The following is a 24144-nucleotide window of genomic DNA, read 5'->3' on the forward strand; positions in this document are numbered from 1 at the left end:
CGGAGCTGATCGGTTTGGGTGGTCGCGATCTCGATCTGGTGCCGCTGAGCGGTGCAAAGCGGGGCGGGCCTGCGCTGACGCCTAGGACGACCAGGTAAGCAGACCGGCGCTGCGGGACAACTCGGCGCGGGCATGCCGCTCGACGAGCAGCGGCACGAACTCCCGTATCGGGCTCTGCTCGAACCGGGCGTGCGCGCTGCGCACGGCGCCGGCCACATGGTCCGGCGGCAGGTCGGCGTAGCTGGCGGTGAGCCGCGCCACGACCTGGTCGATCAACAGCGTTTCGCTGATCTGGGCCACGTCGACAGCTTGGGGCATACACGCTGACCGCGTCAACGGGATCAATCTCACGGCTGCCGCAGCGAGGTTGGGTGCAGCTGCTGGCCACCAGATACCTCAGCCCGCGTAGCTGCTGTATCAGCATGATGTTACGGGTGTAACATCTCATTGTGGCTAGGGGCGACGAACTCGATTGGCTGGTGATCAGCGTGTCGACTGCTGGCGCGGCGGGCACGCTGCGGGTGCAGGTGTGGCGCAAACTGCGCTCGCTCGGTGCCTTATATCTGCAGCAATCGGTGTGTCTGCTGCCCGCCCACGCACATGTGGTCCGCGAAGTGCGGCGGCTGGCCGATCGGATCCATCACCACGGCGGCACCGCCCGCGTCCTACCGATGAGCTTCGTCGATCCCGCCGACGAACAGGCCGTGATCGACGAGCTTAACGCCGCCCGCGACGGCGAGTACGCCGAAGTCCTGGAGCGGCTCCCGGCGCTGCGCCAGGAGCTGGCCGATGAACGCGCTCGCGGACGGCTCACCTACGCCGAGGTCGAGGAGTCCGAAGCCGACCTGGACCGGTTCCGCAGCTGGCTGGCCAAGATCGCCGCCCGTGACTACTTCACGGCCCCCGGTGGGCACGCTGCCCGCGCAGCCGTCGACGCCGCGGCTGCTGAGCTGGCAGCGTTTGAGGACGCTGCCCTGCAGGCCGAAACATCCGCGCAAACCGATGCGCGCACCTCGCAGCGGCTGCACGTGGCGCACGAATCGTGACGGGCTCATTCGGGTGGGATCTCCTCATCGGCGTTGGCGGCGCACTCCTATTCGCCTGGCTGGCATTGCTGGTCGCACTGGCAATTCTCCGGCCGCGGGGAGGGCTACTGCGCGAGGCGGTGCGCATCCTGCCCGACGTGCTGCGGCTGGTGCGTCGCCTCGCCGGCGACAGCACCCTGCCGCGCGGGATCCGCGTCCGCCTCGGGTTGCTGCTGGCCTACCTCGCGATCCCGATCGACCTGATCCCCGACTTCATCCCGGTGCTCGGATACGCCGACGACGCCATCATCGTCGCCGCCGTCCTGCGCAGCGTCGTCCGCCGCGCCGGCCTCGACACCGTTCGCGCACACTGGCCCGGAACCGACGACGGATTCACCGCACTGACCCGACTCACCGGGCTGGCCAAGCCCTCCAGCCGACAACACAGAGACGTACCACCCCAACGTGGGTGACACCGTTACAGATAACACTGTCACCTACGACGTCAAACCGCGCTGAGAACCACGTGGGGAACAGTCCTACACACCCCTCAACCGTTACAGATAAGACTCTTGCCCTTCATCACGAAGGTTGGCGCCGGGGTAGAGGCCGCTAGATGTAACTCCCAGACAGGTTGTGAACGGCGTGGTGAGCGGAAGTAGGTGAGGACCTCCGGTATCGGTGTGGTTACCAAACACGCACATCCGATTACCGAGAGGTCCTCATGGTCCACGCTAATGCTTCGTTGACTCCTCGTGGGCGGTTGCGGCTTGCGCAGGCGGTTGTTGATCAGGGCTGGAGTTTGCGGCGCGCGGCTGAGCGGTTCCAATGTTCGGTGGCCACAGCCAAGAAATGGGCCGACCGTTATCGCGACGGTGGCGAAGCAGCGATGGTAGACCGGCCCAGCCGGCCGCATCGCAGTCCGTTGCGGTTGCCGAAACGACGTGAGCGGCGCATCGTCAACCTGCGCTTCACCCGGCGCTGGGGCCCACATCGCATCGCCGCTTACCTGCACCTGCCACGCTCGACCGTTGAGGCGGTGCTGCGCCGCTACCGGATGCCATTGCTGCGGCACCTGGACCAAAACACCGGGTTACCGGTACGCCGGCCCAAACCCCGCCGCTATGAGCACCCGGCTCCCGGCGACTTGGTCCATGTCGACGTCAAGAAACTGGGCCGCATCCCCGACGGGGGCGGCCATCGCAAGCTGGGTCGCCAAGCCGGCCGGCGCAACCGCTGCGGCATGGGATACACGTTCTTGCACCACGCCGTTGATGACCACTCCCGGCTGGCCTACTCCGAGGACCTCACCGACGAACGCAAAGAAACCGCCGCGGGATTCTGGAAACGCGCCAACGCGTTCTTCGCCGACCACGGCATCACCGTCAAACGAGTGTTGACGAGCAATGATCAGAACCTGTGGATGAGCCTCGGTGAGGGGGCGTGAAAGTGGGCGCACCTTCCCGAGGATGATCTGAATATCCGAAGGTCCGATCATGAGCCGGCGTTGGCGCGCTGGTTCGGGAAGGTACGCCCATGCTCACCGTAGTTCACGATGCCATCGAGGCCAACGAAAGCACTGGCGGTGCTGGTCGGTCGTTGTTGGACGAGATCGTCCGCGACGGCGCCCGTCAGATGCTGGCCGCCGCGTTGAAGGCTGAGGTCGCCGCCTACGTGGCCCAGTTCGCCGATCAGCTCGATGAGAAGGGGCATCGGCTGGTGGTCCGCAACGGCTATCACCAGGCCCGCGAGGTGCTGACGGCAGCCGGGGCAGTTGAGGTGAAAGCACCGCGAGTCAACGACAAACGCGTCGACCCCGACACCGGTGAGCGGAAACGGTTTTCCTCGGCGATCCTGCCGGCCTGGGCACGCAAGTCACCGCAGATGAGCGAAGTGCTGCCGCTGCTGTACCTGCACGGGCTGTCCACCAGCGACTTCACCCCCGCTCTGGAGCAGTTCCTGGGCTCGGGTGCCGGGCTCTCGGCCACCACGATCACCCGGCTGACCAGCCAGTGGCAGGACGAGGCCCGCGCGTTCGCCGCCCGGGACCTGTCGGGCACCGATTACGTCTACCTGTGGGTCGACGGCATCCACCTCAAGGTCCGCCTGGACCAGGAAAAGCTGTGTCTGCTGGTGATGCTCGGCGTGCGCGCGGACGGCCGCAAAGAGCTCGTGGCGATCACCGACGGCTACCGGGAATCGACCGAGTCGTGGGCTGATCTGCTGCGCGACTGTAAACGACGCGGCATGACCGCACCCGTGCTCGCCGTCGGCGATGGCGCACTCGGCTTCTGGAAAGCGGTACGCGAGGTGTTCCCGGCCACCAAAGAACAGCGGTGCTGGTTTCATAAGCAAGCCAATGTGCTTGCCGCCCTGCCGAAATCAGCGCACGCGTCGGCGTTGTCGGCGCTCAAGGAGATCTACAACGCCGAGGATATCGACAAGGCCCAGGTCGCGGTCAAGGCCTTCACGGTCGACTTCGGGGCCAAGTACCCCAAGGCGGTCGCCAAGATCACCGACGATCTGGACACCCTACTGGAGTTCTACCACTATCCCGCCGAGCACTGGATCCACCTACGCACGACAAATCCGATCGAAAGCACCTTTGCCACAGTACGTTTGAGAACCAAGGTCACCAAGGGGCCGGGATCACGTGCGGCTGGTCTGGCCATGGCCTACAAGCTCATCGACGCCGCCGCGGCCCGCTGGCGTGCCGTCAACGCACCACACCTGGTCGCCCTGGTCCGCGCCGGCGCGGTCTTCCACAAGGGCAAACTGCTCGAACGCCCCACCGAAATCACCCCACCGACACCGCCCTCAGACGGCGATCAGCAAGCCGGAACGGAGGTCGCCTGAAACACGCCGATCCACAGGTATTGACAATTCCTCAGTGTTGACCGACAATGGATCCTGTTACCGGTCAAAGAATTTCGCTGAAGCGCTCGGCCCCGACATCACCCACAAGAGGACCCGGCCCTACCGGCCACAGACCAACGGCAAAGTCGAGCGATTCAACCGCACCCTGACCACCGAATGGGCCTATGCGCAGACCTACCGCTCTGAGGCCGAACGCGCCGGAACCTACCAGCACTGGCTGCATCACTACAATCACCACCGACCCCACACCGGCATCGGCGGAATGACACCAATCGAGCGCCTACGCGTTCACAACCTACCCGTGAAGAACAACTAGCCGGTGTACGTCTCCGGGTCCGGGCGGTACCGGGTGCCGTCGTCCAGGCCGTTGAGCGCGGCCATCTGGTCGTCGGTGAGCTCGAAGTCGAACACCTCGAGGTTGGCCGCCAGGTGCTCCGGCGACCTCGACCGGGTGATGACCGAGTTGCCCAGCTGCAGGCTCCACTTGATCAGCACCTGCGCCGGGGTCTTGCCGTGCGCCTGGGCCACCGAGACGACGGTCTCGTTGTCCAGCAGCCGGCCCACGCCCAGCGGGCTGTACGCCTGGGTGACGATCCCGTAGCCCTTGTTCACCTCGCGCAGGTGCGCCTGGTTGAGCAGCGGGTGCAGCTCGATCTGGTTGACCGCGGGGGTGAAGAACGACAGGTCGATGACGTTCGACAGGTGCTCCTCGTGGAAGTTGGACACCCCGATGGACTTGGCGTCGCCGAGCTCCTTGTTCTTCATCAGCCCGCCCCAGCTGTCGATGTACTTGCCCTGCTCACCGGCGGGCCAGTGGATCAGGTACAGGTCGACGTAGCCGAGACCGAGTTCCTCGACACTCTTGCGGCAGGCGTCCTGCGCACTCTTGAAACCCTGGTCGCGGACGTCGAGCTTGCTGGTGACGAAGATCTCCTCGCGGGGCACCCCGGACTTGCGTACCGCGCGGCCGACGGCGGCCTCGTTGCCGTACGCGGCGGCGGTGTCGATCAGTCGGTAACCGGCCGACAGCGCCGCCAGCACCGCCTGCTCGGCGTCGGCCTCGGACAGCTCGCCGACGCCGATGCCGAGCACCGGCATGGTGTTGTCGTCGTTGAGCGTGACCGTCGGAATGGACGAGGAGGTCATGTCACCTACCCTGTGAACTCGAAATTTCTCGGGTCGGGACCCAGGCGAGTGCCATCGCCGAGCGACGAGATCGACGCCATGTCCTGCTCGCTCAACTCGAAGTCGAACACGTCGAAGTTGCTCACAATCCGCTCGGGGGTCACCGATTTCGGGATGACTATATTGCCGAGTTGGATATGCCACCTAATCAGTACCTGCGCCGGGGTGCGTCCGTGCGCCTCCGCGACTGAGGTGACGGTCGGATTCGCCAGCAGCGATCCCTGCCCCAGCGGGCTCCACGCCTCGGTGGCGATGCCCAGTTCGGCGTGTACCTCACGCAGCTCCTGCTGCTGAAGCAGCGGGTGCAGCTCGATCTGGTTGACGGCGGGCACGACGCCGGTGGCGTCGATCAGCGTGCGCAGGTGTTCGGGCTCGAAGTTGCTCACCCCGATCGAGCGGATCCGGCCCTGGTCACGCAGGTAGGCGAACGCCTTGAAGGTGTCGACGTACTTGTTGGTCTTCGGCATCGGCCAGTGCACCAGATACAGATCGAGATACTCCAGGCCCAGCCGCTCCATGCTCTTGTCGAACGCGGCCAGCGTGCTATCATAACCCTGGTCGGCGTTCCACAGCTTGGTCGTGATGTAGACGTCCTCGCGGCGCAGACCCGACTTGGCCAGCGCCTGCCCGACCTCGCGTTCGTTCTGGTAGGCGGCGGCGGTGTCGATGTGCCGGTAGCCCGCCTCCAGCGCCGTGGCAACCGCGCGCTCGGTGGCCTCCGGCGGCGTCTGCCAAACTCCGAGTCCAACCTGGGGGATCGCATTACCGTCATTCAGCGTGATCAAGGGAGATGCCATGACTGCGAGTCTGCCAGCTGACGGCGCGTACAGCCCGGGACGCAAGGAGGCGCTCGTCACCGCGATGGCGGGTGTCACCCTGCGCGCGTTGCCGCGCATCCCCGACCCGGTGAAACGCCTGCTGCTGGCGGGCCGCACGGTGACGGTGGACGGCAACACCCTCGACACCACGGTGCAGCTGATGCTCGCCGGGCAGAAGCTGGTCGGGATCGACGGTGGCACCAACAACGTGGCGGCGGCGCGGGCGCAGCTGCGCGACCTGTCCGGCGGGTTCCGGCAGGCGATCCCGGTGGCCGCGGTGAGAGATCTCACCGTGACCGGCGGGGACGGTGAGATCCCGGCCCGCCACTACGTTCCGCCCACATCCACCGCCGACACGGCCGCCCCGCTGCTGGTGTTCTTCCACGGCGGCGGCTTCGTGATCGGCGACCTCGACAGCCACGACGACCTGTGCCGGCTGATCTGCCGCGACGCCGGGGTGCACGTGCTGTCGGTCGACTACCGGCTGGCCCCCGAGCACAAGGCGCCCGCCGCCGCCGACGACGGGTTCGCCGCCTACCGCTGGGCGCGCGAGCACGCCGCCGAACTCGGTGCCGACCCGGACCGCGTCGCGGTCGGCGGGGACAGCGCCGGCGGCAACATCGCCGCCGTCGTCGCCCAGCGCGCCCGCGCCGAAGGAGTGCCGCAACCGGCGCTGCAACTGCTCATCTACCCGTGGACCAACCCCAGCGGCGAGACCCGGTCGCAGACCCTGTTCGCCTCCGGCTACTTCCTGACGAAGGCCGACATCGAGTGGTTCGCCGACAAGTACGTCACCGGTGCGTCGGTGCAGATCACCGATCCGGTCGTGTCACCGCTGCTGGCCGACGACCTGTCCGGGCTCGCGCCTGCACTGGTGCTGACCGGCGGCTTCGACCCACTGCGCGACGAGGGCGTGGCCTACGCCGAGGCACTGCGCGCCGCCGGGGTGGCCGTCGACCTGCGGCAGGCCGGTGCGCTGATCCACGGCTTCGCCAACATGTTCCCGATCGGGGGCGGTTGCGCGGCCGCGGTCGCCGACATGATCAGCGCGCTGCGCACCCGTCTGCGCGGCGTCTGACGGGCCGCGAAAACGCCGCCGGTACGCTTGTCCCCGTGGCCTCGAAACCGAAGAAGACCCCGAAGTACGACCTGAAGGCGGCCGACAAGAAACGCAATCTGGCCGTACAGATCGGGTTGACCGCGATCGTCGTGATCTTCGCCGTCGCGCTGGTGCTCTACATCGTCATGACCAAGGAGGACAAGCCCGGCGAGGGTGAGGCCAAGCCGATCCGGGTGGCGTCCAGCGACGTCATCACCGGTGACGACGGCGAGCCCAAGGCCGTGCTGTCGCTCTACGAGGACTTCCTGTGCCCGGCGTGCGGCAACTTCGAGAAGGCCTTCGGCCCGACGATCAACCGGCTGATCGACAGCGGCGCCGTGGCGGCCGACTACTACATGGTCTCGATCCTGGACCGGGCCGGCCAGGGGTACTCGACCCGCGCCGCGAACGCCGCCTACTGCGTGGCCGAAGCCGACACCGAGGCGTTCCGCCGCTTCCACGCCGCGCTGTACGCCCAGCAGCCGCCCGAGGGCGTCGGCCCGTTCCCGGACGAGGCCCGGCTGACCGAGGTGGCGCGCCAGGCCGGCGTCGTCGGCGACGTCCCGAACTGCATCGAGAAGGGCCGCTACGACGACATGGTCAAGGGCATGGCCAAGGCGACCGAGGTCAAGGCCACCCCGACCATCCGCATCAACGGCAAGGACTACAAGCCGACGACCCCCGACGCGCTGATCGACGAGATCAGGAGCATCGTCGGTGACCTGCCCGTGCTCGACGCCGGTGCGCCGCCGCCGAATCCGGATCCGACGACCCCGGCGCCCGCTCCCGCTCCCGCTCCATGAGCGTGAGCGCGCCAGGGGAGGTGTCCCCGGCCGAGCCGGACAGCCCCGAGCACGGTGGGGTGCACGTCGGGAGGCTGAGCGCGCTGTGGGTCCTGATCGCCGGCGTGGTGGGCCTCTCGTCGGCGCTGGCGCTGACCATCGAGAAGGTCGAGCTGCTCAAGAACCCGGCCTACGTGCCGACGTGCAGCCTCAACCCGGTGCTGTCCTGCGGTTCGGTGATGGTCACCCCGCAGGCCGCCGTGTTCGGTTTCCCGAACTCGCTGATCGGCATCGTGTCGTTCACCGTCGTGCTGGTGACCGGGGTGCTCGCGGTGGCCCGGGTTCAGCTGCCCCGCTGGTACTGGGCCGGGCTGGCGGTCGGCACGCTGCTGGGCACGGTGTTCGTGCACTGGCTGATCTACCAGAGCGTGTTCACCATCGGCGCGCTGTGCCTGTACTGCATGGTGGTGTGGTCGATGACCATCCCGCTGCTGGTCGTGGTGACGACGATCGCGGTGCAGCCGCAGCGCGGCAACGCCGTGCTGCGCGGGCTGCACACCTGGCGCTGGTCGATCGTGGCGCTGTGGTTCACCGCGGTGATCCTGTTGTGCCTGGTGCGGTTCTGGAGTTACTGGTCCACTCTGCTCTGAGGATCTAGGTGTAACTCCCAGACAGGTTGTGAACGGCGTGGTGAGCGGAAGTAGGTGAGGACCTCCGGTATCGGTGTGGTTACCAAACACGCACATCCGATTACCGAGAGGTCCTCATGGTCCACGCTAATGCTTCGTTGACTCCTCGTGGGCGGTTGCGGCTTGCGCAGGCGGTTGTTGATCAGGGCTGGAGTTTGCGGCGCGCGGCTGAGCGGTTCCAATGTTCGGTGGCCACAGCCAAGAAATGGGCCGACCGTTATCGCGACGGTGGCGAAGCAGCGATGGTAGACCGGCCCAGCCGGCCGCATCGCAGTCCGTTGCGGTTGCCGAAACGACGTGAGCGGCGCATCGTCAACCTGCGCTTCACCCGGCGCTGGGGCCCACATCGCATCGCCGCTTACCTGCACCTGCCACGCTCGACCGTTGAGGCGGTGCTGCGCCGCTACCGGATGCCATTGCTGCGGCACCTGGACCAAAACACCGGGTTACCGGTACGCCGGCCCAAACCCCGCCGCTATGAGCACCCGGCTCCCGGCGACTTGGTCCATGTCGACGTCAAGAAACTGGGCCGCATCCCCGACGGGGGCGGCCATCGCAAGCTGGGTCGCCAAGCCGGCCGGCGCAACCGCTGCGGCATGGGATACACGTTCTTGCACCACGCCGTTGATGACCACTCCCGGCTGGCCTACTCCGAGGACCTCACCGACGAACGCAAAGAAACCGCCGCGGGATTCTGGAAACGCGCCAACGCGTTCTTCGCCGACCACGGCATCACCGTCAAACGAGTGTTGACCGACAATGGATCCTGTTACCGGTCAAAGAATTTCGCTGAAGCGCTCGGCCCCGACATCACCCACAAGAGGACCCGGCCCTACCGGCCACAGACCAACGGCAAAGTCGAGCGATTCAACCGCACCCTGACCACCGAATGGGCCTATGCGCAGACCTACCGCTCTGAGGCCGAACGCGCCGGAACCTACCAGCACTGGCTGCATCACTACAATCACCACCGACCCCACACCGGCATCGGCGGAATGACACCAATCGAGCGCCTACGCGTTCACAACCTACCCGTGAAGAACACCTAGTGCGCGCCCGGGTGACCACCACTCGCCAGTGAGACCGCCGCGAAACGTCCGTAGACCACCGCCACCGCCACTTACCCGCGAAAGTCACAATCACAACCCTGCATAGCCACAGGATTTCACGCCAGCCACCACACCGGGCTCCTGCCACGAGGATTGTGCAGCAGTCTCCTAGTAAGCGGGGTGGTCCAGCTCGTCGAGCACGCGCTGGGCGATGCGGTAGGCCGCGTTGGCATCGGGCACGCCGCAGTAGATCGCCGTCTGGAGCAGCAACTCTTTGATCTCGTCGTTGGTCAGCCCATTGGTACGCGCGGCCCGCACGTGCATGGCCAGCTCCTCGTGATGGCCGCGGGCCACCAGGGCGGTCAGCGTGATGAGTGAGCGGCTGCGCCGGTCAAGACCCGGACGCGTCCACACCGACCCCCAGGCGTACTGGGTGATGAAATCCTGGAAGTCGGCGGTCAGATCGGTGATCGCCGCGGTCGCGCGGTCGACATGGGCGTCGCCCAGGACCGCCCGGCGCACCGCCATGCCGGCGTCGCGCACCCCGGCGACGGTCGTGGGAGCGGCAACCGCCTGCCCCGCGTTCGCGTGATCGCGGATGAGTTGGCCGACCTCGGACGGTTGCTCGGCCGGGGGCAGGTGCGCGACGCCGTCGAGGACGACGAGCCGCCCGTTCCGGACTCCGGAGGCGATAGCCGCGAGATCGGCCGGCGGAGTGGGGACGTCGAGCAGACCCGACACCGCCAGCACTCGCGGTTCGATCTCGCCGAGGCGGTCACGGACGTCGAAGCCCGCCAGCGCCTCGCACACCAGCGCATAGCCCTCGTCGTCGGCGTCCCGCAGGTCGTGCAGCAGGGCTGCGCCGATCTCCGGCTCCCGCTCCAGGAATCCGGGTGCGAACCAACGCTGGGCCGACCCTTCGATCATCGACGGGGTGCCCGACGCGCGCACGGACGTGGCCCGTGTCCGCCAGGCATCCGGCTCGCCGATCCGTGCGCCCGTCGACAGCAGGACAGCGGAGTCGATGCGCGCGGGTGCGTCCAGCAGCAGCTGCAGCCCGACGGCGCCTCCCACCGAGTCGCCCGCGTAGGTGAAAGTGCTGGCGAACGTGTCGCGCTGGGCCACCACGTCGTCGACCATCTCGAGGACACCGGCGGCCAGCTCGGCCATCGTGAACGGCTCGGCCGAACCGACATTGGATCCGTGCCCGGGCAGGTCCCACGCGAGGACCTCGAAGCGATCGGTGAGGCCGGCGGCGCAGCGCGCCCACAGTGACTGAGCCGACGTGCCCAACGAGGGCCCGAGGACGAGCAGGGGCATGGCGGGTGAACCGCCGAGCTGGACGGCTGTGATGCGAGGGACGGTCACTCGTTCTCCTCCAAGAAGGTCTGGGCCCGCTCCACGGCGCCCACGATGAGGTCCTCGGAGAACCCGCGGTAGGTGGTCGGGTCGGAATCGGCGGTCTTGTCCAGCAGCCCGGCGATCGTGCGGCGCTCGGCCAGCACGCTGTCGGTCGACCGGTCGAGCGTCGCGCGCATGCGCTCGGCGTCCACGTGCAGACCTTGCAGCAGCTCGGTGGTCTGGGACGCGGCGACGACGCTGCGTCGACCGAGCATGTGCAGGGTCGACCACTCGACGTGCCACGCGCCGTCCGGGCGCTGGTCGCCCGCGGTGGCGGAGGCGAGGTGCATCGTCGCGGCCAGAGCGGGGGCTCCCAGGGCTGCGCGGCGCACCAGTACGGAAAGAATCGGGTTGTTCTTGTGCGGCATCGTCGACGAGCCACCGCGGCCCTCGGCCGTCGGCTCGGCCAGCTCGCCGATCTCGGTCCGCGCCAGCGTCGCGACATCGGTCGCGACGTGTCCCCAGGCGTCCGTGCACGAGACCAGCGCGTCGGACGTCCGGGTGACCGTCGCCCGCGAGGTGTGCCACGGGCGGAGTTCCCGTAGCCCCAGGGCCGCGGCGGTGCTGGCGACCAGGTCGGCGCTGGTCCCCTGGGGATCCTCGTGCCCCCGCAGGTTCGCCAGCTCGGTGGCCGCCGACAGAGTGCCGACCGCCCCGCCGAGCTGCACCGGCAGGAGGGAGCGGGCGTCCTGGACCAGATCGGCGGCGTCGACCAGGCCGTCGAGCCAGCCTGCGGCGACGGCGCCGAACGTCGTGGGGACGGCGTGCTGGGTCAGGGTGCGACCGACCATCGGCGTGTCGGCGTGCTGCGCGGCGAGGCGTGAGAGCGCGGTCACCTGGGCGCGCAGCTCGTCGATCAGGCGATCGAGCGCATCGCGCAGCGCGAGCATGAGGGCGGTATCGAGGACGTCCTGGCTGGTGAGCCCGCGGTGCAGCCAGGTGGCGGCGGGCTGCGGCGCCCGCGAGCGGAGCAGGCCGACGAGCGGGACGACGGGGTTGCCGCTGCCCTCGGCTGCCGCCGCGATGTGCGGCAGGTCGTCGACGGTGACGAGCGGGGCGAGGTCGGTGGCGGCGGCGGACGGCGCGAGCCCGGAGGCCACGAGAGCGTCCAGCCACGCGGACTCCACCCTGACCATGGCGGCGAGCAACGCCTCAGCACTCATCAGGTCGCCGGCGCGCTCGTCGCCGGGCCAGAACAGGTCGGTCATGGCGTTCAGTGTGCCGCCCCGTGGCCCGGGAACGTCAGGAAGACGGTCTCGCCCTGGCCCTGCAGACGGATGTCGAACGCATGTCCCTGCGCATCGGCCTCCGCGACCAGCGTCGCGCGACGGTCCGGCTCGAGGCTGCTGAGAAGGGGGTCCGCAGCGAGGGCGGCCTCGTGTCCCGGCAGATATGCGCGTGTGAAGAGCCGATCGAGCAGGCCACGCGCGAACACCGTGAGCGCGAAGAACGGTGCGCCCCCGTCGACCCCACCCGGCGCGATCGTCGAGAACGAGTAGTGGCCGGCGTTGTCGGTCGACGACCGGCCCCAGCCCGTGAACGTCCAACCGTCGCGGCGCAACGAGCCCGGCTGCTGGACGATCGCGCCGGACGCGTCCGCCTGCCAGAGCTCGACCAGCGCGTCGGGGACCGGCGCACCAGAACCGTCGAGCACGCGGCCGTGGAACCGGATCGCACCCGGGCTGCTCGCAGGCACCAGTTCGGAGTCGCCGTCATAGGGGAGTGCGTAGTGGAAGAACGGGCCCACCGTCTGGCCGGGCGTGGGGTGCAGGCGGGGGCTCATGCGTGGTCCTTGTCGTCGTTGTTCTCGGTCCAGGTGCGGTGGGCTCCGGTGAGCACGATGTCCCACCGGTAGCCGGTCGACCACTCGGGTCGCGTCAGGTCATGGTCGTAGCGGGCGACGAGGCGGTCACGGGAGCCCTGGTCGGTGATCGACTGGTAGATCGGGTCCAGCGCGAACAGGGGATCGCCCGGGAAGTACATCTGCGTGACGATGCGCTGCGTGAACTCGGTGCCAAACAGGGAGAAGTGCACGTGGGCGGGACGCCACGCATTGCGGTGGTTCCGCCACGGGTACGGACCCGGTTTGATCGTCTGGAATGAGTAGCTACCGTCCGCACCGGTCAGGCACCGCCCGGCGCCGGTGAAGTTCGGGTCGAGCGGCGCAGGGTGCTGATCACGCTGGTGGATGTAGCGTCCTCCGGCGTTGGCCTGCCAGATCTCGACCAGCTGGCCCGCGACCGGGCGTCCGTCGCCGTCCACGACCCGGCCGGAGATCGTGATGCGCTCGCCGATCGGCTCGCCCGAGCGCTGAATCGTCAGATCGGCCTCGAGTGGATCGACGTCCCGGTGGCTGAAGCACGGAGACCACAACTCGACGCCTTCCGGATCGACCTGGTGCAGATCCTTGGTCGGATGCCGCAGGAGGCTGCTGCGGTACGGGGAGTAGTCGAGGCGGGGCCTGATAGCGGACGGGTCGGTGCCGGCGGACAGGTCGGCGATCTCGGCGCTGATCTCGGCTTGGGTCGATAGGTCAGGAGTGCTCACCAGCCCGACGGTAGGTGGCCGGGGCGTACGCTTCGAGCTATATCGTTCACTGAGTGAAAGAGGGCGACGATGGCCGGCAACACCTCCGACCCGGGAGCCAGTGTCGCCTCGCGCCTGCTGACCGTTCTCGGCGCCTTTGACGATGAGCACCGGGCGATGACGCTGAGCCAGATTGCGCGTCGGGCGGGTCTACCGCTGCCGACCACTCACCGATTGGTGGCCGAACTGGCCACCTGGGGCGGCTTGGTGCGGCGGCCGACCGGCGAGTACGTGGTGGGTCGCCGGATCTGGGAGCTCGCACTACTGGCGCCGACCCAGACCGGCCTGCGCCAGATCGCTGAGCCGTTCCTCCACGACGTGTACGGCGCGACGCTGGCCACCGTGCACCTCGCGGTGCGCGAGGGCGCCGAGGTGTTGTACCTCGACCGGCTGTCCGGCACGGCGTCCGTCCCGATCGTCAGCACCGTCGGCTCCCGACTGCCGCTGCACTGCACGGCGGTTGGGAAGGTGCTGCTCGCGCACGCGCCCGACGACGTGCTCGCCGAGACGCTCGGCTCGTTGACCCGGATGACGCCGTTCACGGTGACCCAGCCCGGGCTCCTGCGACAGCAGCTGGCTCGGGTGCGGCGCCATGGGTATGCGACAACGGTCGAGGAGATGTCCCTCGGGGCGTGCTCGGTGGCCGTCCCCGTGCTTCGAGACACCGCGGTCGTCGCATCCCTGGGTCTTGTGGTTCCCCGCTTGACGAGGGACAGGACCCGCCTCGCCGGAGTCCTCCAGGCCGCGGCGTTCGGTATCGGCCGGGAACTGGCGTCAGGCGGGTGATGGGAAGGAGATCTGACGCGGGCTAGAGGGACACAGGGGCCGACGCTGACCCATCTAGACCGATGTCCGGCGAAGTCGTACTTGAGGCATGAGAATTCAAAAAATCGAACCCCACGGAATCCGGGGCACACCAATGTGCCCATCAAACCCGGGGCACACCAATGTGCCCATCAAACCCGGGGCACTTCAGAAGCGGTATTGCTCGCACCACAGCCTTGACCTGGAAGGGCAGGAATGCCAGCCATGAACTTTTTACCGCCCTGCCCACGGGTGCGTAAGCGCAGCGTGCCGGAGATGGATGCGGCATCGGATGCCCCGGTGGCAGGTCACAGCGCGTGAGACATCCGGGCCGTGGATTCGCCGCTTTGGCTGTGGCCGTACTGGTGACTGTCTTAACAAACATGCCGGTGTTTCTCCTTGGGGCGCTGGCCACGGAGATCACCGCAACAATCCGCGTCCCGGCCTACGGGATCGGCCTGGCGGTAGGGGTCTACTGGGCTGCGGCCGCCCTCACCTCCGCGTGCACCGGTGTGATTGGTCGTGTGCTCAGCGAGAAAGGCATGGGCATCGCCGCCTTGCTTCTGGCGGTCGTGAGCCTGACCGGCAGCGCGTCCTGGATCTCTGCGTGGCCGTGGCTAATTGTATGGGCATCCCTGGGGGGACTCGGGAACGGTCTCGGGCACCCTTCCTCCAACCACTTGCTCGTCACGCACATCCCAGCCGCCTCGTGCGGGCTGGCCTTCGGGGTGAAACAGGCCGCGGCCCCTGTGACGGGGTTGGTCGCCGGCGTTTCGATCCCGTTGGTTGCGTTGACTCTGGGATGGTCCATGGCCTTCCTGCTGATGGCTGTACTGGGCATGCTCGTACTGGTCCCCGTGGCCCGGACCCGGACCATGCCGGTCGTTATGGGTACGACCCGGCCGGCGGGGCAATGGGATACCCAGATGCGTTCGGCGTTGGTGCTGATGGCCGCGATGACGATGTTCGCGGGCGGTGCCGTTACGTCCGCCGTGGCCTTTGCCGTGATCGGCGCGCTGGAGCGGGGGATTGCAGTCGGCCCGGCTGGTGTGATTCTGGCCGTCGGCAGCGCCTTAGGAGCCGCGACCCGTATCGTCATTGGCGGAGTCGTCGATCGAGGCGGCGTGTCAGCACTTTCTCTGATCCAGACAGCACTCATCGTCTGCGCCGTCGGGCTTTCACTCATGGCGATCCCCACCACCTGGAGCTACGTGGTAGGTGTCCTGCTAGCGGTGGGCCTGGGGTGGGGGTGGCCAGGTCTGGTGCACTTCCTCATCTCGCACATGGCGCCTGGGGCCACCGCAGCGGCCACCGGCATTGTCCAGACCGGCACGTACATCGGCAATACCATCGGCCCCGTGCTCACCGGGGTGGCCCTTAGCCCCGCTGATTCACGGGCCGGTGTGACTGCTGCTGTCGGGTGACGGCGGGATCGATTTCGTGGGTGGGCGTGCGTGTGTGCCGGCTGGCGCTGCCGGTGGGCGGGTCCCCGGGTGGTGATGTCGTGGGCGGGCATGTGAGGTCAGGCTGGTTTGGGGATCGCGGCGATCGTGTTGAACACAGCGACGATCGCGACGGCCCAGGGCCATGTTTCCGGGATCTTCACTTTTCGCCGTCGGCCGCTGCGGACCAGCCGGGCTGCCACGTGAAGGAAGCGGTAGCGCAGTGCCTTGGGCTCGCACAACGCCAGGACTGCGGCCTCGCCGGTGCAAGCGAGCATCCGCGTCCAGGCAACGAGGTCCGCTGCGATCATCACCGCGACGAGCCAGGCCTGGTTGAGCGCGAACCCCCGCGAAGGTAGCCGCCCGAGCCCGGTGTCCTTGGCGTGGCGTATCCGGTCCTCGACCCGGGCGTGAGCCCGATGCCTGGCCTCGAGGAATTGCAGCTGACCCGTGGCGGTGGTGTTGGTGACAAAAGCCTGGTAGCGCCATCCATCGATCTCCTCGAACATCGACAACTGAGCACCCGGATGGGGCCGCTCGCGGCGCACGATCACCCGCATCCCGTCTGGCCACTTGGCGAGCATCCGTTGGGAGAGGAATCCGGTCAGCTCCGCGATGTCGGCCCCGTCACGAATGTCCCCGTTGGGGTTGAGCGCTGGTCCCCACGCGGCTTCGGGGCAGGTCGCGATGGCCCGGCGAATCGGGGCAGTGATGGAGAAGCCGACCGAGTACTCCACCTGTCGACCACGGACGCGGTTCTGCTCGGTGATCCAGTCGATCAGGTCGTGGGAGGCGCCGGCACCGTCGGAGCGGATCAGCAGATCACGCCGATGACTGGCGGGGATCTGCGCGATTGCCTGGCCCAGGACGTCGATGTGGTCGGCGGCGGTGTTGGACCCGGCGTTGCCTGGGCGCAAGCTCGCGGCGAGGAACTCTTCTGTGTTGTCGCACCACACGCCGATCGGGTGGTACCCGAACGTGCGCTTATACGTCGGCGCAGCAAGCTCCTTCTCGCTGTGAGTGACCACAATGGTGGCGTCCACATCGAGCACGACCGTCGATCCCAGATCCCGCCCCGCACACGCCGATGCGGGCACTCCGCCGGGCAGGTGGGACCACACGTGCCGCCGCGTGCGAGCCCGCGCCACCTGGATCTTCTTGCGCTTGCCGGCAGTGACCTCATCGAGCGTGCGCCACACCGTCGGCGCCGACGCCACTGGGCCCAGGGCGCCGGACTGGTGGCGCAGGACGCCGATGTCGGAGATGGACTCGCCGCCATCGGCGAGCATCACCGCGGTATCGATCAACACCCGGCCGCGATCGTGGATCGGGATGAACCGGCGGCGAGCCATGGCCCCTGACAGCTCGGCGGTCAGACCGACCTGATCAGCCAGAAGTCGAGGCACGATAGCCCCGGCATGCGAGACCACCCCGACACCATCTGCAGTAACGGACAGACCGGCCGACCACGAAGTACGCTTCACCTACCGAGTGCTTTCTGCTGGAGAACATGGAACCTTAGACAAGTCCCAGTTTCCCCTGTTCAGGAAGCACTTCGGTCTATTTTCGCCCAGCGATCCGCAGATTCCCATGAATCACCCGGGTTAGCCTCGGTAACTCGACACTGACCTGGGCGATGCTCGTCACTATGGCAACCGTCGCCGTGGTCATTTCCTTCTTCTTCGGGCTCCGACTGCGGAGAATCGACTCTCTGGAATCGCCGCTGGCCTGAGGTGGTCCTGTCCACAGCACCACCGTCACCGGCCGTCGAGATCCTTAAACGAGCAAGTTCTGGATTTCTTTGGCGGCTGTCTGGAGCATAGCTCCGAGTTCTGTGCGGAGTTGTTCAGTCATGCGGTGAGCGGGCACGGATACATTGATCCCGTAGTATCCTCCGCTCGGGCTGGTGATGGGAACAGCGACTGACATGACGCCGTCTTCGCTTTCTTCCTGGCTCGTTGAGTACCCGGTTTGCCGAATCGTTTCGAGGGCACGCTCCAGATCGGAACGGGAAATGATAGATCCCTTGGTGAGACCCGGGAGCTCCTCATACGGGTACAGGGCATGCAGTTGTTCCGTGGTGAGTAGGCTCAGCATTGCTTTGCCCGTTGCAGTGCAGTTGGCAGGAAGCATCGCACCTTGACGTGAGGCAACGCGGACGGCACGTTGGCTTTCGATGGCCTCCAGAAAGTGTGCGTTCGAGCCTTTGAGCTCGGCAAAGTGCACCGTCTCTCCGGTTGCCTCGAATACCCTTTCCATTGCTGGACGAATTAGCGTTCCGATGTCGACGTGGCGCCGTATGGCGAAGGCGATGGAGCTGAGTGCTTGTCCGGGTTCGTACGCTTTGGTCTGAGGGTTCTGCCGTACGAAACCTCGGTAGAGGAGCATCCCCATGAGGCGATGGGCCGTAGATGACGCCACTCCGAGGTACTTGCTGGCATCGGTGAGCCGGATGCTCGGCCGAGTCTCGAAGAGCAGCAACAATCGGAGTGCGTTGTCGACGGATTCGATGGGGTACTGCGGAGGAGGGCCGTATCTGGAGTCGTCCTCCGCCCGTGATGCGGACATGAGCTTCATGTTACTGACCGGGGGTTCAGTCTCTGTCCGGCTAGGTGTTCTTCACGGGTAGGTTGTGAACGCGTAGGCGCTCGATTGGTGTCATTCCGCCGATGCCGGTGTGGGGTCGGTGGTGATTGTAGTGATGCAGCCAGTGCTGGTAGGTTCCGGCGCGTTCGGCCTCAGAGCGGTAGGTCTGCGCATAGGCCCATTCGGTGGTCAGGGTGCGGTTGAATCGCTCGACTTTGCCGTTGGTCTGTGGCCGGTAGGGCCGGGTCCTCTTGTGGGTGATGTCGGGGCCGAGCGCTTCAGCGAAATTCTTTGACCGGTAACAGGATCCATTGTCGGTCAACAACTCGTTTGACGGTGATGCCGTGGTCGGCGAAGAACGCGTTGGCGCGTTTCCAGAATCCCGCGGCGGTTTCTTTGCGTTCGTCGGTGAGGTCCTCGGAGTAGGCCAGCCGGGAGTGGTCATCAACGGCGTGGTGCAAGAACGTGTATCCCATGCCGCAGCGGTTGCGCCGGCCGGCTTGGCGACCCAGCTTGCGATGGCCGCCCCCGTCGGGGATGCGGCCCAGTTTCTTGACGTCGACATGGACCAAGTCGCCGGGAGCCGGGTGCTCATAGCGGCGGGGTTTGGGCCGGCGTACCGGTAACCCGGTGTTTTGGTCCAGGTGCCGCAGCAATGGCATCCGGTAGCGGCGCAGCACCGCCTCAACGGTCGAGCGTGGCAGGTGCAGGTAAGCGGCGATGCGATGTGGGCCCCAGCGCCGGGTGAAGCGCAGGTTGACGATGCGCCGCTCACGTCGTTTCGGCAACCGCAACGGACTGCGATGCGGCCGGCTGGGCCGGTCTACCATCGCTGCTTCGCCACCGTCGCGATAACGGTCGGCCCATTTCTTGGCTGTGGCCACCGAACATTGGAACCGCTCAGCCGCGCGCCGCAAACTCCAGCCCTGATCAACAACCGCCTGCGCAAGCCGCAACCGCCCACGAGGAGTCAACGAAGCATTAGCGTGGACCATGAGGACCTCTCGGTAATCGGATGTGCGTGTTTGGTAACCACACCGATACCGGAGGTCCTCACCTACTTCCGCTCACCACGCCGTTCACAACCTGTCTGGGAGTTACAGCTAGGGCGCAGGCCATCAACGAGGCTCACCAAGTCGTGCGAGTTCATGTCTCCAAGCAGTCTCTGTGTTGAATGCTCCTCCGAGGTCGGGCAGTTCGGCCATATCGGCGTCGGGCAGATCGACGAGGTGCCCACCAGCCGAAGTCACTTGCAGTGCCAACCCGGACAGGCCGTCCACGCTGATGGCCTGGAGAACTGCTTGCTCGACGGTTTCGGCCGCGCTGGTGAGGCCGTGGCCCCGCAGCACAACAACGGGCCTTGTTCCCATAGCATCGGCCATTTCGGTGGCGAGCCGACGGTCGCGGATGAGTACTCCGCGGGGATAGACGGGCACCCCGTTGGCGGCGAGGCGGGCTCCGGGAATGTCGTACGCCCCTACGATGGGGCGTACTGCAAGCCCTGCCAGGTCGGCGGCAACCACTCGCGGGGGATGGGCGTGAACGACAGCCCGGATGTCTGGGCGGCGCCGGAAGAGCTCGGTGTGCAGCGGCAGTTCGTTGGGGACCGTGTATCCGCCCGCGAGCTCGCCGTCGGCGGCGGGATTGCCGTCGAGGTCCACCATGCGGATGTCTTCGGCTTGCGTATACGCCAGTCCGCGTTCGTACGGGCCGCGACAGCGCACCAGCAATGTGCTGTCGGTAATTTTCAGGCTGATGTGACCCAAGATTCCATCTGCAAGGCCCCGATGGGCCAAGACCCGGCAGGCGAGGGCGATACGTTCCCGGCTGACGCTCTCGGTCTGGGGCAGCAAGTTTCCGGGTGTCATGACGCCCTCCTCGGCGGTGGCTCCAACTGGGGTTCGAGCTTGGCGCGCAGATCCTGCACCGTGATGCCCCTGGCCATGCCCAGACGGCAGGCAATGAGGGCTTTGGGCCAGTTCACGATGGCTGCGCCCCGGACGGTGGTGCCGTCGATGGTGTAGAGGGCGGCGAACTTGCCGTGGACCTGCGGGTGTCCGATGAGGACGTGGTCGACATTGCCTCCGACGCGTCCCACGACCTGGATCTTCCAGTCGTGCTGGTCGCTCCACACGTATTCAATGGGCGTGTAGGCGCGCGGCTGTTCCGGATGGATGATGTTGTAGGCCACGCAGGCGGCCTGTTCCACCGCGTTAGTCCAGTGCTCGGTCCTGACGTCCTCGCCGTGCTTCTGGTGGCGCCAGCGGGCTACGTCGCCGACGGCGTACACGTTCGCAGCGTCGAGGGCTTGACAGTACTCGTTGAGCACGACCCCGTTGTCCACCAGCAGGCCGGATGCGCTAAGCCAGGAGTCATTGGGGATGACGCCAATACCGATCAGCACGGTGGCCGCCTGAACGCTCTCACCGTTGGTCAGGTGGAGGGAGAAGTTGCCCTCCTCGCCTTCGATAGCTTCCACTCCGGTGCCGAACATGGTGTCGACCCCGTTGTCCTGGTGAAGGTCTGCGAACCACTGGCCGATCTCAGGGTTAAAGAGGCGGCTCATGGGCACGGGCACCGGGTCGATGACGGTGACCTCCAATCCCAGGCCGCGGGCGGTGGCTGCCGCTTCGGCGCCGATGAACCCTGCCCCGATAACGGCCAGCGCCCCACCCCGGAGAAGGTCCCCACGTAGTTCGCGGGCGTCCTCAAGGGTGCGCAGCACGTGAATCCCTGGAGACTGGCCCCAGGGAGAGGGCCGGGGTGATGCTCCGGTGGCAATGACGAGGTTGTCGTAGCGAAGGGGGTCATGCCCTTCAAGCTTCAGCAGGTTCTCGGCGACGTCCAGATCGACAGCGCGGTGCCCCAGCAAGAGTTGGATGTCCTCGGCATCGGCCTGCTCCTGTGTCAGCAGCCGGATAGAGTCCTCGTCGGCGGATCCCGCAAGAACGGATTTCGACAATGGCGGCTTATCGTAGGGAAGTTCGGTCTCTTCTCCCACGAGGATGATCTCCCCCTTATAGCCTTCCAGCCGGAGGGACTGCGCGGTGCGCACCCCGGCAATGGAGGACCCGACGACGACGACGGTGCCCGGGCTCATGCGTCCTCTACCACCAGTGCGGAGACCGGGCAGCTGCGCGCGGCTTCGGTGACGCGGGCGCGGTCGGCTTCGGGGACTTCGGTCTGGAGCAGCACGACGATCCCGTCGTCGTCCAGGTCGAAGTAGTCAGAGGCTCCGACGACGCAGTTCGCGTATCCCTGACAGGCCTGCAGATCGGCTTTTACAACGGGCATGGTCGAACTCCTTAGCTTGAGACGGTGGTGCTCTGGCGGTTGGGGTGTTTATTCGTCTTCGGCCACGAGCGGCCCGAAAGGGTGTCCGATCATGGCCGAGAACGTGGCCGGGGCCTGCCAGGTCAGGGACTCCAGTTCCAGCGGACAGAGCGTTACCCACTGGCCCGAACGAGGAGATTGAATCATCAGCCGCGAACCGTTGCGGGTCTCGATGCGGGTGACCTGGACCTCCGAGAACTCGTTAGCGATCACGATCGGCTTGCCGGTGACGTGCTCTTCGAGCCGGCGGCGTTCCTCGGTGGCCTGGATCGCCGCGAGGCGGTCTTCCTCCTCGCCTTCCCATTCCAGTTTCACAGGAAGATCGCCAGGTTCTGCATGCGGATGACCGACTCGTCGACCATGATGGTGCGACGGGCCAGCTCCCACCCGGACCCGGATGAGGTACGGCGGAGGAGATCCTCGCGTCCTGCCGAGACAGTGGAGGACTCCCCGACGTCACCACGGCTGCGGAAGAGAAGAACCGCCGAGTCCACGATGATCTCTTGCGGGTCGGGGGTGCGGAAGGTGCGCACGTTGGTGATGTAGTGGCGCAGCCGTGATGGGGGGTCTTCGGTCCACGCGTGCTCGGTGGCGAAGCGTGCCACGCGGCGACTGAGCGAGTACTTGTTCTCGTCCCAGTGCGCCATCCCCGGTGAGGTGGAGTATCCGGCGCCCAGGGCAGTGGTGACGCGGACGGGCATGAGATAGTGCACGTCATCGGCGATCCGGGAGAGCCACTCGTCGTAGTCCTGGGCGTCCAACAGGTACGCCTCATCGACCAGCCAACGATGCGCCTCCAGGTGAAGTTCATCGTTGAAAGGCAGGGTCTGCCCCGTCCGCTGAGTACGCGGGGCGTGGGCTCCCAGCGCCGATTGTTCGGACAGCGTCAAGTTCTCGTTCTCGTGTGCCGTTCCAACACTCATGATCAGACCTCCTCGTGAAGGGTTGCTGCGGGCGCGGTCTCTGCGCTGCCGCAGGCCGGGCGGGCGGGCCCCGATCCGGCGGCCGGTGGCGCTTGCACCGGGTCCGAGCCCACGTGCACCTGCGCTGCGGCTTCTACCGGACGTTCGAGGTGATCGGCCCACCGGCGCAACAACTCCCGCTGGTTGTACTCGCTGTAGCCGACACGGGTGGCGCCGGGTCCCGAGTATTCCTCGGGGGACAGGGCCTCGACGACGTTCTCGCCGTTCTCGAGCATGCCCATCCGGCTGTTGAGCAGCAGACGCCGTGCCATGGAGCCGGCGGCAGTATTGGTGAGGGACACCCAGTTCTCGACGTCGTCCTGCTCGAACATGCCGCCACTGCCGAAGCACATGAGATACGCCTTGTAGGAAAGCGCTTTGTACTCCTCCGGCGCGTTCTTGTCGACGGCGAACCACGAGAGGACTTCCGTCTCGTTCTCGCTGATCGGCTGCCACACGCGGATAGAGATGAAGGGGAGCACCTCGTCGGAGCCCTCTTCGACCCGCGGCCAGTTATGGACGAAGCTCATGTTCGGGAACAGTGAGGCCGCCGAGATCATGAACCCGTCCTTGCCGACCACGTCGAGCTGCTCCTGGGTCCACTGCTCCTTCATCCGGGCGATCATCTCGTCCGGGTAGCCCACGTAGCGCAGGCGCTCCTCCAGGCCACCTTCGGGCAGCTTGTAAGTGGTGCCGCCACCGTTGCCAGCCCAGTACGTGGTGCCGTCCTTGCGCTTCTCCGCCTTGGGCTCGCGGAAGAGGCCGATCTCCACCACCGAGGTGTGGGTCTGGGGCGTGTGGTACATGTCCCCGGCGAAGTTCTCGGCCCCGATCTTCCAGTTCGCCTTGACCCGCCAACGCTGAGGGCCACGCAGCTCGATGCCGTCCGCGCTCTGCTTCGTGTAGTAGTCCAGGTAGAACTTGAAGTCCCCCAGGAACTCCTCCAGGGGCTCGGCATCCGGGTCCATGCTGATGAAGATCAGACCGTTGTACGTGGCCAGCGAGGGAGCAGGCAACAAGGTCTGGCCCTTCTTCTTGAAGCCTTCCTCCCCGCCGTATGCCTCCTTGTGAAACGGCAGGCCAACGAGGCGCCCGTCATTGCGGTAAGACCAACCGTGGTACGGGCAACGGAAGTGGGAGGCATTGCCCATCTCCGCCCGGCACACCTGCATGCCCCGGTGGAGGCACATGTTGAACAGGGCCCGGACCTGGCCCTGTTCGTCCCGAGAGATAATGAACGAGTCCTCGAGGACCCTGCGGACCACGTAGTCACCAGCCTCGGGGACCTCCGACTCGTGGGCGACGAACAGCCAGCTGCGGCTGAAGAGACGTTCCTTCTCGAGTTCGAAGAGCTCTTTGTCGTTGTAGATATGTGCAGGGATCATGCCCCGCCGTACGTCCTCGAGGACGCCGTGATGGTCTGCCATGGGAGAGCTCCTTCTCGATCATCGATCAGTCAGTCTGTAGAGCAGAGGTCCACTCTGTCGTGAAGAGGTTTCCGCATTT

General features: G+C 66.5%; 24 protein-coding genes and 3 pseudogenes. 11 read left to right on the forward strand and 16 right to left on the reverse strand.

Features of this window, described 5'->3' with window-relative positions; genetic code table 11:
- Positions 1–81: 81 nt before the first annotated feature.
- Entirely contained in the window at positions 82–300 is a 219-nt protein-coding gene (locus tag ACOI2T_RS17510) for a three-helix bundle dimerization domain-containing protein (protein WP_232530499.1), read from the reverse strand.
- A 149-nt stretch (positions 301–449) separates the two neighbouring features.
- Here ACOI2T_RS17510 and ACOI2T_RS17515 point away from each other — a divergent pair, with 149 nt between their 5' ends.
- The 5 genes and pseudogenes from ACOI2T_RS17515 to ACOI2T_RS17535 form a co-directional block, all read left to right on the forward strand.
- Positions 450–1046 (forward strand): Chromate resistance protein ChrB, encoded by a 597-nt coding sequence (locus ACOI2T_RS17515; RefSeq protein ID WP_052773270.1) that lies wholly within the window; start codon positions 450–452, stop codon positions 1044–1046.
- Positions 1043–1498: a YkvA family protein gene (locus tag ACOI2T_RS17520; protein WP_047040634.1), complete on the forward strand. Its 456-nt coding sequence runs from the start codon at positions 1043–1045 to the stop codon at positions 1496–1498. The genes ACOI2T_RS17515 and ACOI2T_RS17520 overlap by 4 nt, the downstream gene beginning before the upstream one ends.
- A 251-nt stretch (positions 1499–1749) precedes the next feature.
- Positions 1750–2433, forward strand: a pseudogene (locus tag ACOI2T_RS17525) (helix-turn-helix domain-containing protein); the annotation flags it as partial.
- 128 nt (positions 2434–2561) lie between these two features.
- Positions 2562–3881, forward strand: a complete 1320-nt coding sequence (locus ACOI2T_RS17530) for an IS256 family transposase (protein ID WP_064961518.1) — start codon at positions 2562–2564, stop codon at positions 3879–3881.
- Positions 3882–3897: 16 nt separating this feature from the next.
- Positions 3898–4218 (forward strand): annotated as a pseudogene (locus tag ACOI2T_RS17535) (integrase core domain-containing protein); the annotation flags it as partial.
- On the opposite strand, the gene ACOI2T_RS17540 reads toward ACOI2T_RS17535, so the two are convergent.
- Positions 4215–5048 (reverse strand): aldo/keto reductase, encoded by an 834-nt coding sequence (locus ACOI2T_RS17540; protein WP_003889251.1) that lies wholly within the window; start codon positions 5046–5048, stop codon positions 4215–4217. The pseudogene ACOI2T_RS17535 and the gene ACOI2T_RS17540 overlap by 4 nt on opposite strands.
- 5 nt (positions 5049–5053) lie before the next feature.
- Entirely contained in the window at positions 5054–5884 is an 831-nt protein-coding gene (locus ACOI2T_RS17545) for an aldo/keto reductase (protein ID WP_040634844.1), read from the reverse strand.
- On the opposite strand from ACOI2T_RS17545, the gene ACOI2T_RS17550 reads away from it, so the two are divergent.
- The 4 genes from ACOI2T_RS17550 to ACOI2T_RS17565 all read left to right on the forward strand — a co-directional run bounded on the left by ACOI2T_RS17550 (position 5883) and on the right by ACOI2T_RS17565 (position 9524).
- Positions 5883–6983, forward strand: a complete 1101-nt coding sequence (locus tag ACOI2T_RS17550) for an alpha/beta hydrolase (protein ID WP_047041146.1) — start codon at positions 5883–5885, stop codon at positions 6981–6983. The two genes, ACOI2T_RS17545 and ACOI2T_RS17550, sit on opposite strands and share 2 nt — an antisense overlap.
- Before the next feature lie 35 nt (positions 6984–7018).
- A complete protein-coding gene (locus ACOI2T_RS17555) occupies positions 7019–7807 on the forward strand; it encodes a DsbA family protein (RefSeq protein ID WP_047041144.1) in 789 nt (262 codons plus the stop codon).
- On the forward strand, positions 7804–8436 hold the full coding sequence (locus tag ACOI2T_RS17560) for a vitamin K epoxide reductase family protein (RefSeq protein ID WP_003889255.1): 633 nt from the start codon (positions 7804–7806) through the stop codon (positions 8434–8436). Before ACOI2T_RS17555 ends, ACOI2T_RS17560 begins: the two co-directional genes overlap by 4 nt.
- A gap of 116 nt (positions 8437–8552) precedes the next feature.
- Entirely contained in the window at positions 8553–9524 is a 972-nt protein-coding gene (locus ACOI2T_RS17565; protein ID WP_043988055.1) for an IS481 family transposase, read from the forward strand.
- Between the two features lie 168 nt (positions 9525–9692).
- Here the strand turns inward: ACOI2T_RS17565 and pcaDC are convergent, their stop codons facing one another.
- From pcaDC to pcaH, 4 genes are read right to left on the reverse strand one after another with little or no spacing between them, the layout of a single operon-like run.
- Positions 9693–10892, reverse strand: coding sequence for a bifunctional 3-oxoadipate enol-lactonase/4-carboxymuconolactone decarboxylase PcaDC (pcaDC, locus tag ACOI2T_RS17570; RefSeq protein ID WP_016895384.1), 1200 nt, complete (start codon positions 10890–10892; stop codon positions 9693–9695).
- Positions 10889–12133: a lyase family protein gene (locus ACOI2T_RS17575; RefSeq protein WP_016895385.1), complete on the reverse strand. Its 1245-nt coding sequence runs from the start codon at positions 12131–12133 to the stop codon at positions 10889–10891. The genes pcaDC and ACOI2T_RS17575 overlap by 4 nt, the downstream gene beginning before the upstream one ends.
- Before the next feature lie 5 nt (positions 12134–12138).
- Positions 12139–12708 carry a protocatechuate 3,4-dioxygenase subunit alpha gene (gene pcaG / locus ACOI2T_RS17580; protein ID WP_006898355.1) on the reverse strand — a complete coding sequence of 190 codons (570 nt, stop codon included), beginning with the start codon at positions 12706–12708 and terminating at the stop codon, positions 12139–12141.
- A complete protein-coding gene (gene pcaH / locus ACOI2T_RS17585) occupies positions 12705–13472 on the reverse strand; it encodes a protocatechuate 3,4-dioxygenase subunit beta (protein ID WP_006898356.1) in 768 nt (255 codons plus the stop codon). The genes pcaG and pcaH overlap by 4 nt, the downstream gene beginning before the upstream one ends.
- Positions 13473–13541: 69 nt before the next feature.
- On the opposite strand from pcaH, the gene ACOI2T_RS17590 reads away from it, so the two are divergent.
- Together ACOI2T_RS17590 and ACOI2T_RS17595 are read left to right on the forward strand one after the other, a co-directional pair.
- Complete coding sequence (locus ACOI2T_RS17590) at positions 13542–14297, forward strand: IclR family transcriptional regulator (RefSeq protein WP_016895386.1); 756 nt, start codon at positions 13542–13544, stop codon at positions 14295–14297.
- Positions 14298–14698: 401 nt separating this feature from the next.
- On the forward strand, positions 14699–15739 hold the full coding sequence (locus ACOI2T_RS17595; protein ID WP_064895053.1) for an MFS transporter: 1041 nt from the start codon (positions 14699–14701) through the stop codon (positions 15737–15739).
- 98 nt (positions 15740–15837) lie between these two features.
- Here the strand turns inward: ACOI2T_RS17595 and ACOI2T_RS17600 are convergent, their stop codons facing one another.
- From ACOI2T_RS17600 to ACOI2T_RS17640, 9 genes and pseudogenes are all read right to left on the reverse strand, one after another.
- A complete protein-coding gene (locus tag ACOI2T_RS17600; RefSeq protein WP_006897051.1) occupies positions 15838–17241 on the reverse strand; it encodes an IS1380 family transposase in 1404 nt (467 codons plus the stop codon).
- Positions 17242–17533: 292 nt separating this feature from the next.
- Entirely contained in the window at positions 17534–18334 is an 801-nt protein-coding gene (locus ACOI2T_RS17605) for an IclR family transcriptional regulator (RefSeq protein ID WP_016895390.1), read from the reverse strand.
- Positions 18335–18365: 31 nt separating this feature from the next.
- Positions 18366–19338: pseudogene (locus ACOI2T_RS17610) on the reverse strand (IS481 family transposase).
- 123 nt (positions 19339–19461) lie between these two features.
- Complete coding sequence (gene phtC / locus ACOI2T_RS17615) at positions 19462–20211, reverse strand: 3,4-dihydroxyphthalate decarboxylase (protein WP_006897053.1); 750 nt, start codon at positions 20209–20211, stop codon at positions 19462–19464.
- Positions 20208–21443 (reverse strand): NAD(P)/FAD-dependent oxidoreductase, encoded by a 1236-nt coding sequence (locus ACOI2T_RS17620; RefSeq protein ID WP_006897054.1) that lies wholly within the window; start codon positions 21441–21443, stop codon positions 20208–20210. Before ACOI2T_RS17620 ends, phtC begins: the two co-directional genes overlap by 4 nt.
- Positions 21440–21637 (reverse strand): ferredoxin, encoded by a 198-nt coding sequence (locus ACOI2T_RS17625; RefSeq protein ID WP_006897055.1) that lies wholly within the window; start codon positions 21635–21637, stop codon positions 21440–21442. Before ACOI2T_RS17625 ends, ACOI2T_RS17620 begins: the two co-directional genes overlap by 4 nt.
- 48 nt (positions 21638–21685) lie before the next feature.
- Positions 21686–21991: a hypothetical protein gene (locus ACOI2T_RS17630; protein WP_006897056.1), complete on the reverse strand. Its 306-nt coding sequence runs from the start codon at positions 21989–21991 to the stop codon at positions 21686–21688.
- Positions 21988–22599, reverse strand: a complete 612-nt coding sequence (locus ACOI2T_RS17635; protein ID WP_006897057.1) for a 3-phenylpropionate/cinnamic acid dioxygenase subunit beta — start codon at positions 22597–22599, stop codon at positions 21988–21990. Before ACOI2T_RS17635 ends, ACOI2T_RS17630 begins: the two co-directional genes overlap by 4 nt.
- A 2-nt stretch (positions 22600–22601) precedes the next feature.
- Positions 22602–24065: an aromatic-ring-hydroxylating dioxygenase subunit alpha gene (locus ACOI2T_RS17640; protein ID WP_006897058.1), complete on the reverse strand. Its 1464-nt coding sequence runs from the start codon at positions 24063–24065 to the stop codon at positions 22602–22604.
- Positions 24066–24144 lie beyond the last annotated feature (79 nt).

Origin of the sequence: Mycolicibacterium wolinskyi str. Jessa 2025, from assembly GCF_049241375.1 — a bacterium.
Lineage (GTDB): Bacteria > Actinomycetota > Actinomycetes > Mycobacteriales > Mycobacteriaceae > Mycobacterium > Mycobacterium wolinskyi.

Coding starts and splice junctions, on each gene's coding strand:
- ACOI2T_RS17625 (WP_006897055.1), bottom strand. CDS start 21,637: ATGCCCGTTGTAAAAGCCGATCTGCAGGCCTGTCAGGGATACGCGAAC.
- ACOI2T_RS17550 (WP_047041146.1), top strand. CDS start 5,883: ATGACTGCGAGTCTGCCAGCTGACGGCGCGTACAGCCCGGGACGCAAG.
- ACOI2T_RS17640 (WP_006897058.1), bottom strand. CDS start 24,065: ATGGCAGACCATCACGGCGTCCTCGAGGACGTACGGCGGGGCATGATC.
- ACOI2T_RS17635 (WP_006897057.1), bottom strand. CDS start 22,599: ATGAGTGTTGGAACGGCACACGAGAACGAGAACTTGACGCTGTCCGAA.
- ACOI2T_RS17590 (WP_016895386.1), top strand. CDS start 13,542: ATGGCCGGCAACACCTCCGACCCGGGAGCCAGTGTCGCCTCGCGCCTG.
- phtC (WP_006897053.1), bottom strand. CDS start 20,211: ATGACACCCGGAAACTTGCTGCCCCAGACCGAGAGCGTCAGCCGGGAA.
- ACOI2T_RS17530 (WP_064961518.1), top strand. CDS start 2,562: ATGCTCACCGTAGTTCACGATGCCATCGAGGCCAACGAAAGCACTGGC.
- ACOI2T_RS17560 (WP_003889255.1), top strand. CDS start 7,804: ATGAGCGTGAGCGCGCCAGGGGAGGTGTCCCCGGCCGAGCCGGACAGC.
- pcaG (WP_006898355.1), bottom strand. CDS start 12,708: ATGAGCCCCCGCCTGCACCCCACGCCCGGCCAGACGGTGGGCCCGTTC.
- ACOI2T_RS17575 (WP_016895385.1), bottom strand. CDS start 12,133: ATGACCGACCTGTTCTGGCCCGGCGACGAGCGCGCCGGCGACCTGATG.
- ACOI2T_RS17620 (WP_006897054.1), bottom strand. CDS start 21,443: ATGAGCCCGGGCACCGTCGTCGTCGTCGGGTCCTCCATTGCCGGGGTG.
- ACOI2T_RS17545 (WP_040634844.1), bottom strand. CDS start 5,884: ATGGCATCTCCCTTGATCACGCTGAATGACGGTAATGCGATCCCCCAG.
- ACOI2T_RS17605 (WP_016895390.1), bottom strand. CDS start 18,334: ATGAAGCTCATGTCCGCATCACGGGCGGAGGACGACTCCAGATACGGC.
- ACOI2T_RS17540 (WP_003889251.1), bottom strand. CDS start 5,048: ATGACCTCCTCGTCCATTCCGACGGTCACGCTCAACGACGACAACACC.
- ACOI2T_RS17595 (WP_064895053.1), top strand. CDS start 14,699: ATGCCGGTGTTTCTCCTTGGGGCGCTGGCCACGGAGATCACCGCAACA.
- ACOI2T_RS17565 (WP_043988055.1), top strand. CDS start 8,553: ATGGTCCACGCTAATGCTTCGTTGACTCCTCGTGGGCGGTTGCGGCTT.